The 15,036-nt window shown below is 44.1% G+C and carries 13 protein-coding genes and 1 pseudogene; 5 read left to right on the top strand and 9 right to left on the bottom strand.

Annotation, left to right across the window (positions count from 1 at the left end; translation table 11 throughout):
• Positions 1 to 73 precede the first annotated feature (73 nt).
• Entirely contained in the window at positions 74 to 652 is a 579-nt protein-coding gene (locus AC6I8U_RS22275) for a hypothetical protein (protein ID WP_498018573.1), read from the top strand.
• A 75-nt stretch (positions 653 to 727) separates the two neighbouring features.
• Here the strand turns inward: AC6I8U_RS22275 and AC6I8U_RS22270 are convergent, their stop codons facing one another.
• Positions 728 to 1,018 carry a hypothetical protein gene (locus AC6I8U_RS22270; RefSeq protein WP_156111105.1) on the bottom strand — a complete coding sequence of 97 codons (291 nt, stop codon included), beginning with the start codon at positions 1,016 to 1,018 and terminating at the stop codon, positions 728 to 730.
• Positions 1,019 to 1,345: 327 nt separating this feature from the next.
• On the bottom strand, positions 1,346 to 1,831 hold the full coding sequence (locus AC6I8U_RS22265; protein ID WP_042477932.1) for a VOC family protein: 486 nt from the start codon (positions 1,829 to 1,831) through the stop codon (positions 1,346 to 1,348).
• A 228-nt stretch (positions 1,832 to 2,059) separates the two neighbouring features.
• On the opposite strand from AC6I8U_RS22265, the gene AC6I8U_RS22260 reads away from it, so the two are divergent.
• Positions 2,060 to 2,401 (top strand): DMT family transporter, encoded by a 342-nt coding sequence (locus tag AC6I8U_RS22260; protein ID WP_498018572.1) that lies wholly within the window; start codon positions 2,060 to 2,062, stop codon positions 2,399 to 2,401.
• A 56-nt stretch (positions 2,402 to 2,457) separates the two neighbouring features.
• On the opposite strand, the gene AC6I8U_RS22255 is transcribed toward AC6I8U_RS22260, so the two are convergent.
• Together AC6I8U_RS22255 and AC6I8U_RS22250 are read right to left on the bottom strand one after the other, a co-directional pair.
• Positions 2,458 to 3,252, bottom strand: a complete 795-nt coding sequence (locus tag AC6I8U_RS22255; protein ID WP_498018571.1) for a nucleotidyltransferase domain-containing protein — start codon at positions 3,250 to 3,252, stop codon at positions 2,458 to 2,460.
• A 169-nt stretch (positions 3,253 to 3,421) separates the two neighbouring features.
• Positions 3,422 to 5,299, bottom strand: coding sequence for a beta-N-acetylhexosaminidase (locus AC6I8U_RS22250; RefSeq protein ID WP_498018570.1), 1,878 nt, complete (start codon positions 5,297 to 5,299; stop codon positions 3,422 to 3,424).
• A gap of 569 nt (positions 5,300 to 5,868) precedes the next feature.
• Here AC6I8U_RS22250 and AC6I8U_RS22245 point away from each other — a divergent pair.
• Together AC6I8U_RS22245 and AC6I8U_RS22240 are read left to right on the top strand one after the other, a co-directional pair.
• Positions 5,869 to 6,501: an ABC transporter transmembrane domain-containing protein gene (locus tag AC6I8U_RS22245; protein ID WP_498018569.1), complete on the top strand. Its 633-nt coding sequence runs from the start codon at positions 5,869 to 5,871 to the stop codon at positions 6,499 to 6,501.
• A gap of 9 nt (positions 6,502 to 6,510) precedes the next feature.
• A complete protein-coding gene (locus tag AC6I8U_RS22240) occupies positions 6,511 to 7,491 on the top strand; it encodes an IS5 family transposase (protein WP_498018568.1) in 981 nt (326 codons plus the stop codon).
• Positions 7,492 to 7,641: 150 nt separating this feature from the next.
• Here the strand turns inward: AC6I8U_RS22240 and AC6I8U_RS22235 are convergent, their stop codons facing one another.
• The 5 genes and pseudogenes from AC6I8U_RS22235 to gltS all read right to left on the bottom strand — a co-directional run bounded on the left by AC6I8U_RS22235 (position 7,642) and on the right by gltS (position 13,108).
• Positions 7,642 to 8,658 carry an IS110 family RNA-guided transposase gene (locus tag AC6I8U_RS22235; RefSeq protein WP_498018567.1) on the bottom strand — a complete coding sequence of 339 codons (1,017 nt, stop codon included), beginning with the start codon at positions 8,656 to 8,658 and terminating at the stop codon, positions 7,642 to 7,644.
• A 162-nt stretch (positions 8,659 to 8,820) separates the two neighbouring features.
• Positions 8,821 to 8,971 (bottom strand): annotated as a pseudogene (locus AC6I8U_RS22230) (transposase); the annotation flags it as partial.
• A 770-nt stretch (positions 8,972 to 9,741) separates the two neighbouring features.
• Positions 9,742 to 10,761, bottom strand: coding sequence for a DUF2955 domain-containing protein (locus tag AC6I8U_RS22225; protein WP_498018566.1), 1,020 nt, complete (start codon positions 10,759 to 10,761; stop codon positions 9,742 to 9,744).
• The gene (locus tag AC6I8U_RS22220) at positions 10,751 to 11,815 is read right to left on the bottom strand and encodes an HlyD family secretion protein (RefSeq protein ID WP_498018565.1); all 1,065 of its coding nucleotides are present in this window, start codon (positions 11,813 to 11,815) and stop codon (positions 10,751 to 10,753) included. The genes AC6I8U_RS22225 and AC6I8U_RS22220 overlap by 11 nt, the downstream gene beginning before the upstream one ends.
• A gap of 78 nt (positions 11,816 to 11,893) precedes the next feature.
• Positions 11,894 to 13,108, bottom strand: coding sequence for a sodium/glutamate symporter (gene gltS / locus AC6I8U_RS22215; protein WP_498018564.1), 1,215 nt, complete (start codon positions 13,106 to 13,108; stop codon positions 11,894 to 11,896).
• 388 nt (positions 13,109 to 13,496) lie between these two features.
• Here gltS and AC6I8U_RS22210 point away from each other — a divergent pair, with 388 nt between their 5' ends.
• Entirely contained in the window at positions 13,497 to 15,020 is a 1,524-nt protein-coding gene (locus AC6I8U_RS22210; RefSeq protein WP_498018563.1) for an amidohydrolase family protein, read from the top strand.
• Positions 15,021 to 15,036 lie beyond the last annotated feature (16 nt).

Here is a 15,036-nt window from a genome sequence, read left to right as displayed (position 1 = left end):
GGGAGCTAGAGGGGGTAACCACAGCGCGCTCCCAACCCCCACCCTCCAAAAAAATAACCACAGAGGCAGCCCTATGACCACTCAAACTCCCCCACATCTACAAGACGCAAAAGCCCTTCTATCAGATAACGGATTTGCCACCAGCAACACGTGGTATCACGGCACCTCTTCTGCTCTCGTCGCGTCAATCCAAGCACAAGGGCTCAAACGCTCAGGTGATAAGGCGCTAAATGAAGTTGCTAAATCCACCATGGCTACAATAGGCAACCAATACACAGAAATCGTTGAGCCTGTATTCCTAACCCAAAGTAAAGAGCTAGCTTATTATTGGGCACAGCAGACTGTTCGTGAACGTAGCATGAGATTTGAAAGGGTCGAAGAGCCGATTGTATTGCAAGTCAACCTCAACGAAAAACAGCAGACAAGCGTAAAACCTGACGTGGGTGCTATGAGTTTATTGATGATGCATGACGGCGAGGCTTATATGGCGCACATCGCTAAGTTATACCAAGACAACAATTTGGCAATTCCAGAGATCGACTTACGAAATGCAGATCGAATGGCCTTTTTAGACACGCTTGGCATGGCATACATCGACCAAGATGTTAGCCGTGGGAGTATCGAAGTGCTCCAAGAGCCTGCAACTGCGTAACTCAATCTACTCTACACGGCAAATTCTCAAACACCGAGCGCGAGGCTCGGTGTTTTACTCTCAGTGAAGTTGATACTAGATACGGATATAACCCGACGTATTTAGGCCATCGCCTTCATGAATAATTTTGCCGTCGATTTTGATGTGCTCCGGACACTCCAACGCTTTCCCCCACTTTAGTTCAAGCGGCATTTCAGTACTTCCTTTATAGAGGCAGGTTTTCACCTTTGTACTCACATAATCACGTATAACTACCTCTTTTTCACCGACATAAGCCCCATAAGTCACATCATCGTTGTTCGCAAACGAGAATGAAGACATCGAAATCAAGCACGCAGCCAGTACACATTGAGTTAATTTTTTCATCGTAACCACCCCACCTTAAAATCTGTAGTGAATAGCCGAATACTCCATCACCCCGCCTGTTGTTAATAAATATATCGAACAAAGTCGGAACAATGAAAACAGATACCATCAGGTTGACTGATACATATAGGTAACTTGTTGTTTCTTGAGCTAAGGCGATGAATTAAAGGTGCCTATCTATACGGTAATCTAATAGATCGCTGCAATCCGAGCTCACCTCGCATAATCAACTTAAGAAACCTTCTATTGAGAGCTCTTCAGTCGATATGTTCAGAACGAAAAAAGGTTGGCGCAATGCCAACCTTTTCTAACGCTTTCGCTTGTTAATTACTCGTAATCAGACGCGTAAGTTTCTTCGTATGTGTGCGAGTACAGTTCAAACAAGTTACCAAACGGGTCTTCTAGGTACACCATTTTCGCTGGTTTGCTGTCATCTTCTGGGTGGTAGCGCATGATATCCATACGTACTTTACCGCCAAACTCTTCAGTACGTGCAATCGCACCGGCAAAATCGTCTGTTTGTAGACAGAAGTGGAAGATACCTAGGCGAGAGAAGTCCACTTCATGGCGCTCTTGACGCTCTTTCATTTCGAACAGTTCTACACCGATACCATCTGTCGTTACTAGGTGAGCGATGTTGAAACCTTTAAACCCTTCACCAAATACTGCGATACACATTCTACCAATCGCTGTTTCACGCTCTTCGATAACCTTTGTGTTGTTCATAACGATTTTTAGACCAAGCGCTTTAGTGTAAAACTCTACCGCTTTGTCCATGTCACCAACCATGATGCCTACGTGATTCATTTTCATAATTTGTTACCCCAATTCGTGTTGTTTGTGTCAGACCTTGCGTCGATGAGGAGAGTATATGGAGAATTATGAATTAAGTTAAATTATCAATAATTATTTATTTAATAAATTTTTGTTATCACTATAACCAACTAGAAAATTCGTTACTGATTAGGCGATCCTAAACCAACAAGTTGAAACAAACGTGTGCTATCTTGCCGACCAATATTCATACTCTGGGCTCTAAACATGCTATCAATCCCTCCCTACCTCGCTCTTGCCATCGCAATAGGGCTTGAGGTATTTGCCACATCTTGGCTTCCTAAAACTCAACAGTTTACCGCTGTCGTACCAACACTTGCGGTCTTAGTGGGTTATGGGCTCGCTTTTTATTTACTCGCCGTAGCAGTGCAAACCCTTTCACTAGGAATCGCCTACGCGATCTGGTGTGGTGCTGGCGTTGTATTGGTGGCGGGTATTTCTTGGCTGGTTTATGGTCAGAAACTCGATATCTACGCGATTGTGGGGATTGGTTTTATCCTCATTGGGACGATGATCATCAATATTTTCTCGTCTTCGGTTAACCACTAAACGCGCATTCATGCGTCAGTAAAAATCCGCCTTCTTAGAAGGCGGATTTTTACTTTTTAGTGACCAAACTTATCTTGAAAATACTGATAGCAAAGTTCTTGAGCTCTGTCGTTACGCTCGACGACTTCGTTGTCTCGTAACTCTAAGTAAAGAGAGACACATTGCTTAACCGCTGAGATCAAAGACTGCTTCTCTACTGTTGCGACCGTTTTAGCCAGTTTTTCGGCAAACTCAGGAAGTCGCTTTTCAATCGTGCGCACACCAGATGGAGTAAGCCCTGCCTGCTTGAGCGCTAATGGCGATAAAACGTGTTGACGCAAGAATGAGAGAAACTCAAGAGTTTCAAAATACTCACCACGAGCAATTTTTGTTGCGGCATAGTGAGTCCAAATCCAAAAACGGTCTTCAATCCATTGCGGGTCTGGTTGCGGATAGGCGGGTACAGCTGTCGCAAATGCATCGGTTAGCATTGTCCCTTTCTCCCAAAGCACCGCACAGTCGTCTACTCGATTCGCGGCATCTGCCAGTGAGACGAATTTGAAATCAACGTGGATTGCATCCGGTGCGAAGATAGAAACGATCAATCTTGGTTCGCCCACATGTTCACCAGAGAAGCCTGCGGTATAGCCTTCTATCTGACTCACAATCTCAAAACGCTGTTCGAAGACTTCCTGATAATCATTTGGGTGAATCGCGATAACCAAATCGAGGTCGCTGTACTCATCCATTTTGTTCGAGCCATACGAACCGCTTGCTGCAATACCGCAAAGGCGAGAATCAGCGGATAGAGCTTCGATAATTCGATTAAGTACCGCTTTGTGTGTTCCTGGAAGTGTCGTTGGATAGTTCATATTTTACCTTTTAACTTGTGGAAACTACGGACGTAGCTAGTGCGGTAAAATTAACGCAGCATTGTAGAGTATTTTAAGAATGAGTTTCTTGCAATGCCGATCTTTTGTAGATCGACATATAGCGGAAAATGAAAGCCAACTGATATCAAGCTGGCTTTAAATCAACAAATTAACCCCTACGATAGTTGATTCCTTTACTCTCTAGATAAGAGAGCTGGGCGGAAACCCTAGGCAAGAAATGCGGCCAATCTTTATTTTGTGTCGATGTCCAGGCAACTTCAGCGACAGCAAACAATCTTGGATATAACAAAAACTCTAGTGTTTGTTTATCTTTCACAAACTCAGTCCAAACTAACGCTTGCGTCCCTATCACTTGCTGGCTGCTCTCAATGTTGGATGGCTCAAACTGATAGGCGGTTTTAAGATCAATCGTGCCCGCCCACAATACACCCGTTTCATTGATGTCTTTATTCCAAGCCATGTCTAGGTAAGTAGCTTGAGCAGGGCACATAATAACGGGGTACCCCGCTTTTGCGGCTTTTTGTCCCTCTGCACTATTTGACCATGCACAAACCGTCGCATTGTTGGTAATTTTGTTGCCGTGACTCGCTTCCTCCCAAACTGCAATTCGTCTGCCTTTATCTGCTAGGTATCGCTCTAGATGCGAAATCAAGTGTCCTTCAAGTTGTCTAACATCTTCAAACTCTAGCTCCTTGGCTTTCTGAATACAGGCTGGAGATTGCTCCCAGACATGAGCAGGTACCTCATCCCCACCCAAATGAATCACCTCCGAAGGGAACATCTCACACACCTCATCAAGAATAGTTTCGAGTACTTCGTAAGTCGCTGGCAGGCCCGGGTTGAGAACGTTATCTTGATATTGCTGAATCGAAACATAGTCAGAAGTATCTTCTTTCTCAATCAGCAAGTGAGGTAGCGCCATAATGAGAGCACGCGCATGTCCTGGTATATCGACCTCAGGAATGACAGTGATCTCTCGCGCCTTCGCATACTCAACCACTTCTGCTATTTGCGCTTTAGTAAAGAAGCCGCCATATCGATTCGAACCAGACCCAAACTGCGGAGGCTGAATCTCGCCCTCTCCGCGCCATGCACCTAAATTGGTAAGCATCGGATAGGCGTCAATTTCCATTCTCCATGCTTCATCATCGGTTAGATGCCAATGGAAGGTATTGAGCTTTAGCCAAACCATCTGGTCAATGACAGACTTGACCGTATCGATGTCGTGAAATGAGCGAGCACAATCAAGAAACTGACCTCGGTAAGAGTATTGAGGCGCATCTGTAATCACCACACAATCAACTGTATCTCGTCCTGTTACCACTAATTGAGCTAGCGTCACAGCGCCATAAAGAAAGCCGCTAGAGCTTGACGCCTCTATCTTTACAGACTCCTCGCTGATGGTTAGTTGATAAGCCTCTTCTGCTAATTGCTTTGACTCAACAAAAGAAACCAGAGGATTAGCGTTAGTCTGTTCAAACTGGGTATCACTAAACTGTTGTGTCAGCCAAGAGATCGCATTGTGAGAGACTTCATTCGCCACATTGATCGACACCGAATTTTGCCAAATAAATGTGCCTTGCTTCGCAACTACTTGGTTGGGCTGAGGAATCACACCAGCTTTTGGTGCTGGCATTGGTTGAGCGTTCAGTTCAAGCGCTTCAGGCTGTGGCATGCTATGGCTACCAACAGCTACCTCGATGAACTCCTTACCGACTTTCAAGTAAGGTCCGTTAGGTCTTTCTGACAGATTAAACAGCCCGCTGGTATTGCTCTCAATCGTTACTGTCCAACTTTCTCCGACGGCCAAGCTCATTCCCTCAAATGGAGCAAGTTCAATATGAGAGCCAACTTGGCTTTTCACAATACCATTGACAACTTTGCCTTTATCTAAAAATCGCGGCATATCAAAACACAAAACAAAATCATGGAGCTGAGACTCCGTGCTGTTTTCTAGAATAATGTGGAGCTTAAGTGATTGGGTTTCGTTATTGACCACTTCGAAGTGCAGCATTGGTTTACTCACGATGTTTCCTTATTACCGGGCTCAGAGGAGAGGCGTTAAGACCTGAAGCCTATGAAAGCAAGTTTCGACAAACGTGGTTCAGATTACCAATAGCCGCTTTATGTGTCGGCAAAAGCATTAGGATTAAGTTAAAAATGCGAGGCACCGTTGATATTCCTCTCTTAAATGAGCTGTGCTGTAGTGACTACTTAATTGGTACTTAGTTTGCTCAGCTATTCGTTCAAATATCTTACTATTGGCCTTAAAAATCACCTCTGACATCGCTTTGTTACTGAGTGCCATCTGCGTTCCAGATGCAATAGCAACAACGAATATAATGATAGTGACGATATGAACATGGATTGGAAACGACCTTTTCGAGATTTTCATTACATTCCCTGTAAATTGAGCGCCCTTGTTTAAAAATAGAACTTTTCTCATCCTCACGTTCAAATTAATCCTCGATATAAGACTCAAATCTTCAACTTCAAAAATACAATTCCGTTAGACAACATTTTCCTTCGTTACTATTTGAAAGTTCGCGATTTCTGTCCGAATCTTAATTCATATGGTTCATAAGTGGATTACGTATGGAGACGACACTTTCAGCAGGCCTATCAGGTATAAGGAAAGTCCTTATACCCTCGATACTGATCAACATTCTTTCCCTAGCGGTTCCACTAACTGTTTTGCAGATCTATGACCGCATTATTCCAAACCAAAGCTATGGTACCGCGACGCTTTTGCTGTTTGGCGCCACTGTTGCCGTGCTTCTCGACGCATTTTTGCGTTTTGCACGAAGTTGGATACTGGCGGCAGAGTCCTCGAATATGGAAAAGGCTCGCTATGCCTCGGCGGTTCGCGTGCTCGCAAGCTCACCAACCGCAGAGATTAAAAAGCTAAAGGTTGGAGGGGTTCAGAATGGATTGGAGTCAATATCTAAGATCAAGGATATATATTCAGGCGGGTTACTATCTGGTTTGATTGATGTTCCATTTGCATTGTTGTTCCTTTTCTTAATCTACTATGTAGGCGGAGCTTTAGTACTCGTTCCGTTGACTGTCTGGGCGATTACCTTCTCAATCGTTTGGTTTTCAGGAAGAAGAGCCAAGCGTCGAAGTGAGAAACACGCTCAACTCGACGATCTTAGAGCGGCTTTGTTGCGCAATTCGAGTGAACTAAATCAGAATCTTACGATCAGATCAGTGAAATCCACTCGTTAACATCGTTTCATGCCTAAACCCTACTTCAAAACCAAAAACTGGCGCCAGTACAACAGTTCATTGATTAACAGAGGCTCCCTCACATTTTGGATCGACGAGGAAGCGATAAGAGACTGGAAGCAACCAAAGCAAGGAAAGCGCGGTAGGCCTCGTACATTTAGTGATCTCGCTATCACCACGGCTCTTATGGTGAAACGCGTATTCTCGATGCCCTTAAGACCACTTCAGGGCTTTATAGACTCAGTGTTTAGGTTGGCCGATGTTCCATTGGTATGTCCCCATTATACCTGCATCAGTCGCCGAGCGAAGGATGTTGAGATCTCATTTAAAACCTCTACTCGCGGCACAATACAACACCTAGCCATTGATGCAACGGGCCTCAAGGTTTATGGCGAGGGTGAATGGAAAGTCAAGAAGCATGGTACCGATGGCAAGCGAAGAGTGTGGCGCAAGCTTCACCTAGCCGTCGATACCTCAACTCATGAGATCGTCGCTGCAGAGTTGAGTTTATCTGGTGTGACAGATGGAGAAGTGCTGCCAAATCTTCTGCAGCAAACACGCCGCACTATCAACGCAATATCAGGTGATGGTGCTTATGATACAAGAGAGTGTTATCAAGCTATCAGTCGCAAGAAGGCCACACCTTTGATCCCCCCACGTAATGGCGCGGTATTTTGGGAGAAAGGGCACCCTAGGAACTTAGCTGTAGGCCGTCAGAAACTCTACGGTTCAAACAAGAAATGGAAGCAGAAATACGGCTACCACAAACGCTCACTGTCAGAGACAGCTATGCACCGAGTGAAGCAACTTTTAGGCGCTTCATTAAGCTTGCGAAACTACAATGCTCAAGTTGGAGAGACTTACGCCATGATCAAAGCGTTGAACAAACTCACTAGGCTAGGTATGCCTGAATATATGGTACGTCCCGTTATTGCAACTAGAGTTCTAAATAACGAGCTGATTTGCGCAAATATATTCAGAGTCTATTAGAGACTTTCAATTAGCCTCAGCTCTATGATGAGGTGTGCGCCAGACTGTCCTCACAAACTCAAAAGCATATTAAGTTGCTGTTTCAGGCAACAGGTCTTCAGTCTGGTGGTCTAACCGTTGTGTCATCTTTTACTCTCATTGCAAATTCGATTATGTTCTTATTTCAAAAGACTTTTTATTGACTAATACTGCCCATGCTATGCGGGCTATCTTATTAGCTAGTGCTACCACAGCTACGTTAAAGGGTTTTCGTTTCTTAAGCTCAACTAACCATGAGCCAAAGTATTTCTCGCTCGACTTATCTCTCCATAAGATTGATCTTGCAGCATGGATAAATAGCGTTCTCAGTTCCTTATTTCCTCGTTTTGATATCCCAAGGAGCGTTGATTTTCCTCCTGTAGAGTATTGAATAGGAACAAGCCCTATCCATGCAGCAAAATTCCTTCCGTTTTTAAAGTCATTTGGATTACCAACAGTTGATATACAAGCGCTCGCGATAACAGGACCAATGCCAGGAACACTCTGTAATTGCTTCATTTGTTCATTGTCGGCGAGAATTTTTTCGACCTTATCCGCTTGTGAATCTATACGTTTATTGAGGTTGAGATAGTGTTCATGCAGCTCACTCAATTCAAAAATAATTAGAGGTGGGAGCTGTTGATTTTTGTCCACTAACCATTGAAACAAGCTTTTCATACAAGCGTGTCCTTTGGGAAAGTTTATTCCGAATTCAAGAAGAATAGATCCGATTCGGTTCATACAAGCGGTGCGTTCTCTAATATAACCGCTGCGTATTTTTCGGATAGTAGAGACTATTTGAGCTGTTTCAGTTTTTGCCGAAGAAAACCTCATTGTTGGCCGCGAAGCTGCCTCCGCTATAGCATCGGCATCATTGAAATCATTTTTATTAGTTTTAACGTATGGCTTCACATACTGAGGAGGAATTAGTTTGGCTGTGTGGCCGAACTCATCACACTTCCTAGCTAACCAATGAGAGCCTCCACATGATTCCATTGCTATGATTACAGGTTCATGAACAGATAAAAATTCTAGAAGTTTTTGACGGGTGAGTTTCTTTTTAAATAATTGATGTCCATACTGGTCATGACTGACCAAGTGAAAAGAGTTTTTACCTAAATCGATTCCGATAATGTGAGAGTTATTCATGGCACTTTCCTTTAAAGACTAAACCAGTTCAAGTTTAGCTGTAGAGAGGGACGTACCATCTCATTAACTCAGTATATTGTTTGAAAATCAGTCGTTTTATAAGGATTGCGCCTTGAATTCGATTTATGCAACAGAGCCCATCAGTGCCGTAGTAATGGCTCAGTCGCTAAATCGGCGTGGTCTACCACGCTTACCTTGTTTAGCTTCCACTCAGCTATCGTTTCCTCATCAATCCAAAAGGTTAGAGAACCACGACTGATTAGGGCTTTATGTACAGCTTCCAGTTAGTTGTTTTGTAACGAGGTTTCGGCATGAGGCTACAAGGGTTGATGCGTGTCGCCGATCAGATCGTAGCTTATTGATTTAGTTCCATCGATTTAAGCAACAAAGCCGATGCAAACCCACGTTTCTTAGAACGTTTTGATGGAGTCGACGTAGAGAAACAAGCACGTATGCTCAAAGCGTCTTTGGTTCTGATACAGAATGCGTCCACGACTACTTCCATACGTGAAGCCATCAGAAAATTGGCCACAAAACATAAAGAGATGAGGTTGGATATTTCTGAAAATGAGCTCGACATGTGGGTAGATAGCCTTTTAGCGACCGTAACAGTACATGACCCATTGTATGATGAAGACATTGAACTCGCCTGGCGTAATGTGCTGGCTTTAGGGTATTGAGATAATGAAGGAGGAAGCGTGCTGATAGCCGTTTCATTTGATACCTAGAAAAAGCATCACTTTAATAACGCGCTTCGCTCAAGGGGACTACCATACAAATGATGAAACTTTGGCATTCTCTCACTAATACTAAAAAGAAAAACTCGCCATCACGGTAAAAAGCTGAGCGCTATCATCGTTGCCCGGAGAGCTTATAAATAAGCCAGAACCACTGTTGAGCACTTGAAAATACTGGTACTCGGCATTGATGGACAAGCTACTTAACAAGTAATACCTCACACCAACAGTGGCACTGGCATTGGAACGTTCATTGTCTTGACACAATTGTCCGTAAGCGATGTATGGTGCGAGCGGAGCGAGACCTCACATCAAAGCCATCGTAACACTAAAACAAAACATTAGTTCAACGAACTCGCGTTTTGTTTACTAGTAGCACCTTCTCGTTATGCGTAAAGCCCAAAATAAGAGCGCCAATAACAATAGCACAAATTATCGAAAGTAAACGCATCAACTGTGCAGTTAAAGAGTCATATCCGGGATGACTCAGAATCTGATATGCCAAAGCAACAAAGTTAGTAAAAAGCAACTGATAAATGGATAGCGTTGTTTTATGTCGTATAGCAAAGCACGCCAATTGCAAACCGCACACTAAAGCAACTCCAAACAATACTAAATCTGGAACGCCCGCCATCATCAACAGCACAATCGGTATGGTGAATAGAATGCCAATCATTGTCGTCACCAATTTGTTTATGCTAAATGTTCGATGGTCATCACTGTTCCTGCTTTTTATCATGTTACTGATAGTTATGGCAATCAACATGGTTTGAGAGGCATTTATCCCTATCAGTAGTGCTAATACAATGGTTAGTGCCGTTGCTTTCAAAATAACTACAACGTTATCTCCCGTAGTCTCGTCCGCTTCGCTCACTCCTTGCTCTGCAAGAATTTCCTTATCCTCACCGGGGAAAACCCAGAAACCCAAATAGGTCACCACAATTGCGACTACTAGCTTTTCAAACAGCATTAATGGCAAAACACCTAAGGGGATGTTCATCTGTTTATTGAAAACCACCATCACGACAACTACGATGAGGGTAAGGGTTGCAATGATATCTTTAGGGTCACGATGACTACGAGAGTAGCCCCAATAAATCAATAACCAACTGTACAACCAAAAGCCTGTTGGAGAATCTACAAGAACGCCACCAAACAGCACCATACCAAAACTGATCACCAACATAGCGGCCATCACCTTTAATAATGTACTAATAGGTGGACGCGACGGCATAATCGTCATAAACATAACTACGAAGATAGGCGATAGTACCGCAAGACTAACACCACTGTTTATGAGGTAAAAAAGCAGAGCAAGTGGGATAAAGACTAAACGGATAACTGGGTTCGCGGCACTATGAAACATAAGTCCACACACTCAAGACACGCATCCAAAACCCCGCAAGTAACTCTCCAAAGCTACTTTGTCCAGTCATGATTGCAACGGTTGCTTGAGAACCAAAACGAACATTATGTGGTACATCATCACTGTCAAACACGATATTGACAGGATAACGCTGAGCATTCAGTGAGTTACTCTCAGCATTAAGAAAACCTGTTGCTTGATCGATGCTATTACTGCCTCCCGTGCCCCAACCAATGCTATCGACCTTACCCACTAACACACGCCCTGGGAGTGCATCTAGAACGATTTTCACTGTTTGCCCGACTTTCACATGCTCGAGCGAGTTCTCTCTAAACTGTGCGGCAATCCACACTCCACGAGGGTCGATAAAGGTTAACACTGGCGATCCTGCGGATGCTCGTTGACCGACTGTCAATTGTAAGTTAGTCACAATCCCTTTTGATGGTGCCAGAACCTTGGTTTTTTGCAGATTGAGCTGCGCTTGCTCTAGTGCAGCTAATGCAGCCAAGATCTGTGGGTTATCATTACCCTCTGGTCCCAACGCTTGTTTGGCTTGGGTTAAAGATGCTTCAGCAGCATGCAGGTTTGCCTGTGCCCTATCCTTAGCCTCTATCGCATTGTCAAGATCAGATTGGCTAAGCACCCCCTTTCCTGCCAACTCAGTGACACGAGCCGCCTGATCTCGAGCGTTATCTCGCGCAGCAACCGCATCAGTCACTTTCGCTTGCGCTACCTCAACCGCAGCGGTACTCGCACCAATATTCTGCCCTGCTAGTGCCAAATTTGCTTCAGCCGAGCGGAGACTTACCTGATAGTTACGATCATCAATTTCAAATAGCGTATCACCTACTTCAACAACTTGGTTGTTGAGAGAGTTAACCGCAGTGATATTGCCCGATACTTCAGGTGCAACGCGCACAAGATAAGAGTGGACCCGGGCGATCCCGGTCATAGGTGTAACGCGATCCGCCCATAAACTATAGAGCCAAACACAAACAATAACCGCAACAATAATGAAACTTAACTTTCTCGATGATTTCTCGGCTTTAGACATTTTTTTCTTTCACTCGTTATAATTAACATCTGATCTAATATTTATGAATTCAAATTAATATAGTCAGAGTAGATCTCTTTATAAACTGACAAAGTAACTTATAACTATTGCATTAATGAGGTCGACAAAAAAACCACACACCAGAGGCACGACTATAAACGCTTGAGGACTAGCACCATAACGATTCGTCACCGCCGTCATATTTACTATCGCCGTCGCAGTCGAGCCTAGTGTGATACCACCAAAACCGGAACAAATAACAACCGAATCGTAGTTACGACCCATCAAATAATAGACAGCAAGAATGGTAAAGACCAGTGAAACGAGTATTTGGATTGCCATAATTGTCGAGATGTAAGCAAATAGACCATCTAGATCCCATATACGCAATCCCATTAGTGCCATCGTCAGGAACATTCCCAGACAGATATCGGAAATCATCGCAAGACCCTTACGTCCTTGTTCAATTTTTTCTTGAGTCCGACGTTCTTTGAAAAGCGCACGACCAATATTGCCGACGAAAATACCAGCAATCAAACAGCTCACAAACAGTGGTAGCTTCAACCCCACTGCCTCAATTGCTTCACTCACGCTATAGCCAATCATAAGCGTAACGTTCAATACAAGCCACGCCCACAAGACACCATAGTGACTAAGCTCTGCACGTGCTTCGCTCTCATGGTAAGAACCCACAGAAACGTCCAGTTGATTTGACGGGCTAATGCGGTGTCTTTTCATCAGATAGTTTGCTATCGGGCCACCGATGACACAGGCTGCTATCAAGCCCACGGTATTTGAAGCCACGCCCAGCTCCATCGCATTACTGATTCCGAACTCTTCAACAAACGTCGGTGCCCAAGCGAGCGTGGTCCCAACTCCACCAATCAAGCTTATAGAGCCGGAGAGGAGGCCAGCTTTAGCATCTAAGCCGTACCCCATAGCAACTGCCATGCCTACCATATTTTGAATAACAATGAAGCTTGCTGCTAAAAGGAGAAGAATGAACAATGGGCGACCACCATTGATCAATGTCTTAAAATCGGCTTGTAGGCCAATACCCGCAAAAAAATAGAGAAGCAAAAAATCTCTTACATCCAAACTAAAGGTAATTTGAATGTTGAAGAAATAGTAGAGCACAGCGACCGTCGCTGCACATACAAAACCACCGATCACTGGTTCAGGCAACGAGTACCTTTGCAGTGTATCAGATCGCTCAATAAGTGCTTTACCTATAAACAAAAGGGAGATTGCAATCGTAAAGGACAGTAAAGGGGGAACGAGAGTTTCGATCATAAATCAGTTATCTTCCAGAAATAGAGTATCTTGCAAGCACACCGTTGTTCATGGTCTTAAGATGCCGCAGGATTGAAAAATATAGTAAAAAATCCGCCCAATTTACACTATCCAACCGATTTTAATAGGTCACTTTGTGCCAAAGTTTCACCACCGATCAGAAATGTGTACTGGCGTTCAAGTCGAAGGTTACCCATAGTTGGTCTATGCTCAATGTCACTAAAACTAAAATTCTGAAGCGCTGCATGTTCCGGAGCTACAAACTATGATTCGTTTTAAAGAACAACCTTTTTCTGCTTTGCTTGTGAGTCTTTGCTTACCTCTTTTAATAACCATAGCACATGCTAGTGATATCCAATATGACGTGGTCATTAACAATGGGCGTGTTATGGATCCAGAAACAAACTTCGACGACATCAGAAACATTGGCGTCAAAGATGGCAAAATTGCAATCATAACCGACAAATTGATCAACGGGAAAACCACTATAGATGCAACTGACCATGTCGTGGCACCTGGTTTTATAGAGGGTCATCACCATGCAACAGACCCTTTCGGCAGAAAGTTAGCGCTTCGAGATGGCTTAACTACCATGATGGACTTTGAAGCTGGTGTTCGAGACATAGTGCAGTTTTACGATGACGCTGAAGGCAAAACTCAAACCAATTATGGTACGGTCTTGAACGTGGGTTTAGCTCGAATGTCTGTACTAGATGGCAGTGAAGTCGCCGATCTTGGAAACGATGCGGGTGACATGTTCAGCATACTGCTGAACGCAGCTGGGCTGAAAGCTCAAAAAGAGGGGCGTAAGCCAGGATGGTCGGCTACCTTGGCGAATAAGTCACAAATGGAAGACATTTTTACCCTAGTTGACGAGGGACTGAGACAAGGAGCTCTGGGTGTGGGGATTCCAGTGGGGTATATGACAACGGGGCTAACGCATTACGAGCTGTTCAAATATCAAGAACTCGCAGGGATGTACGGACGCTTATCTAATGCTCATACTCGTTTTGCTGGAGTCAGACCTCCCAATGGCGGGTTGCTAGGTATCCAAGAAATGCTAGCCAATGCCCTTGTGCTTGACTCCCCTTTTATGGTCGCACACCACAACAGTATTCAAGATTGGGAATACAGCATTCCTATGATCAACACAGCTAGAGAGAAAGGGGCAAAAGTTTGGGGAGAGGTGTACCCTTATGCCGCTGGCTCCACCATGGCCTCAACAGATATTATCTTAGAAGAAAACATGCCAAACATGGGAATTACCTACGAAGACGTATCTAGCCTCGACGGTACTCGTTGGACTAAGGATATGTATGATGACATTAGAAAAAACAACCCTGGAGCGCCAATATTAATATTTAACAACAAGGTGGAGGATATTGGCAAATGGTTAGCTATGCCCGATGTCGTCATTGTCTCTGATGGTATGCCAATGCTCAATGAAAACGGGGAGTATTACAGTTGGGGTGAGCCCTACGAGGGTAAATCCGCTCACCCGCGAGCTGCTGGAACACGAGGCAAAGTACTGAGGATGGTTCGAGAAGAGAACATCATGCCTTTGATGGAGGCAATATCGAAAATGAGTTATTTGCATGCCAAGTATTTTGAGGAGTTAGGAGGAATAAGGCAGTTTTCTAATAAAGGTCGCCTACAAAATGGCAAGGATGCAGATATTGTCATCTTCAACCCTGAAACGGTGACGGATAATGCAACTTATCAAATCGGAGAGGGTGCTTTACCAACAACAGGAATACCTTACGTCTTAGTTAATGGGGTTGTTGTGGTCAGTGACTCCAAGGTCCAGAAGGTATTTCCAGGAAAGCCTATCCGTTTCCCAATACAAGACAAAGGCACAACTATCGAGGATCTAAAGTTGGAGCCGAGAGCGTTTGATCCACCGCAATCGTAACATTAGTATAATTTTT

The sequence above is a fragment of the Vibrio sp. KUL80 genome, from assembly GCF_059725495.1.
Note: the sequence above shows the minus strand (reverse complement) of the source record. Positions and strands in the feature narration are given on the sequence as shown.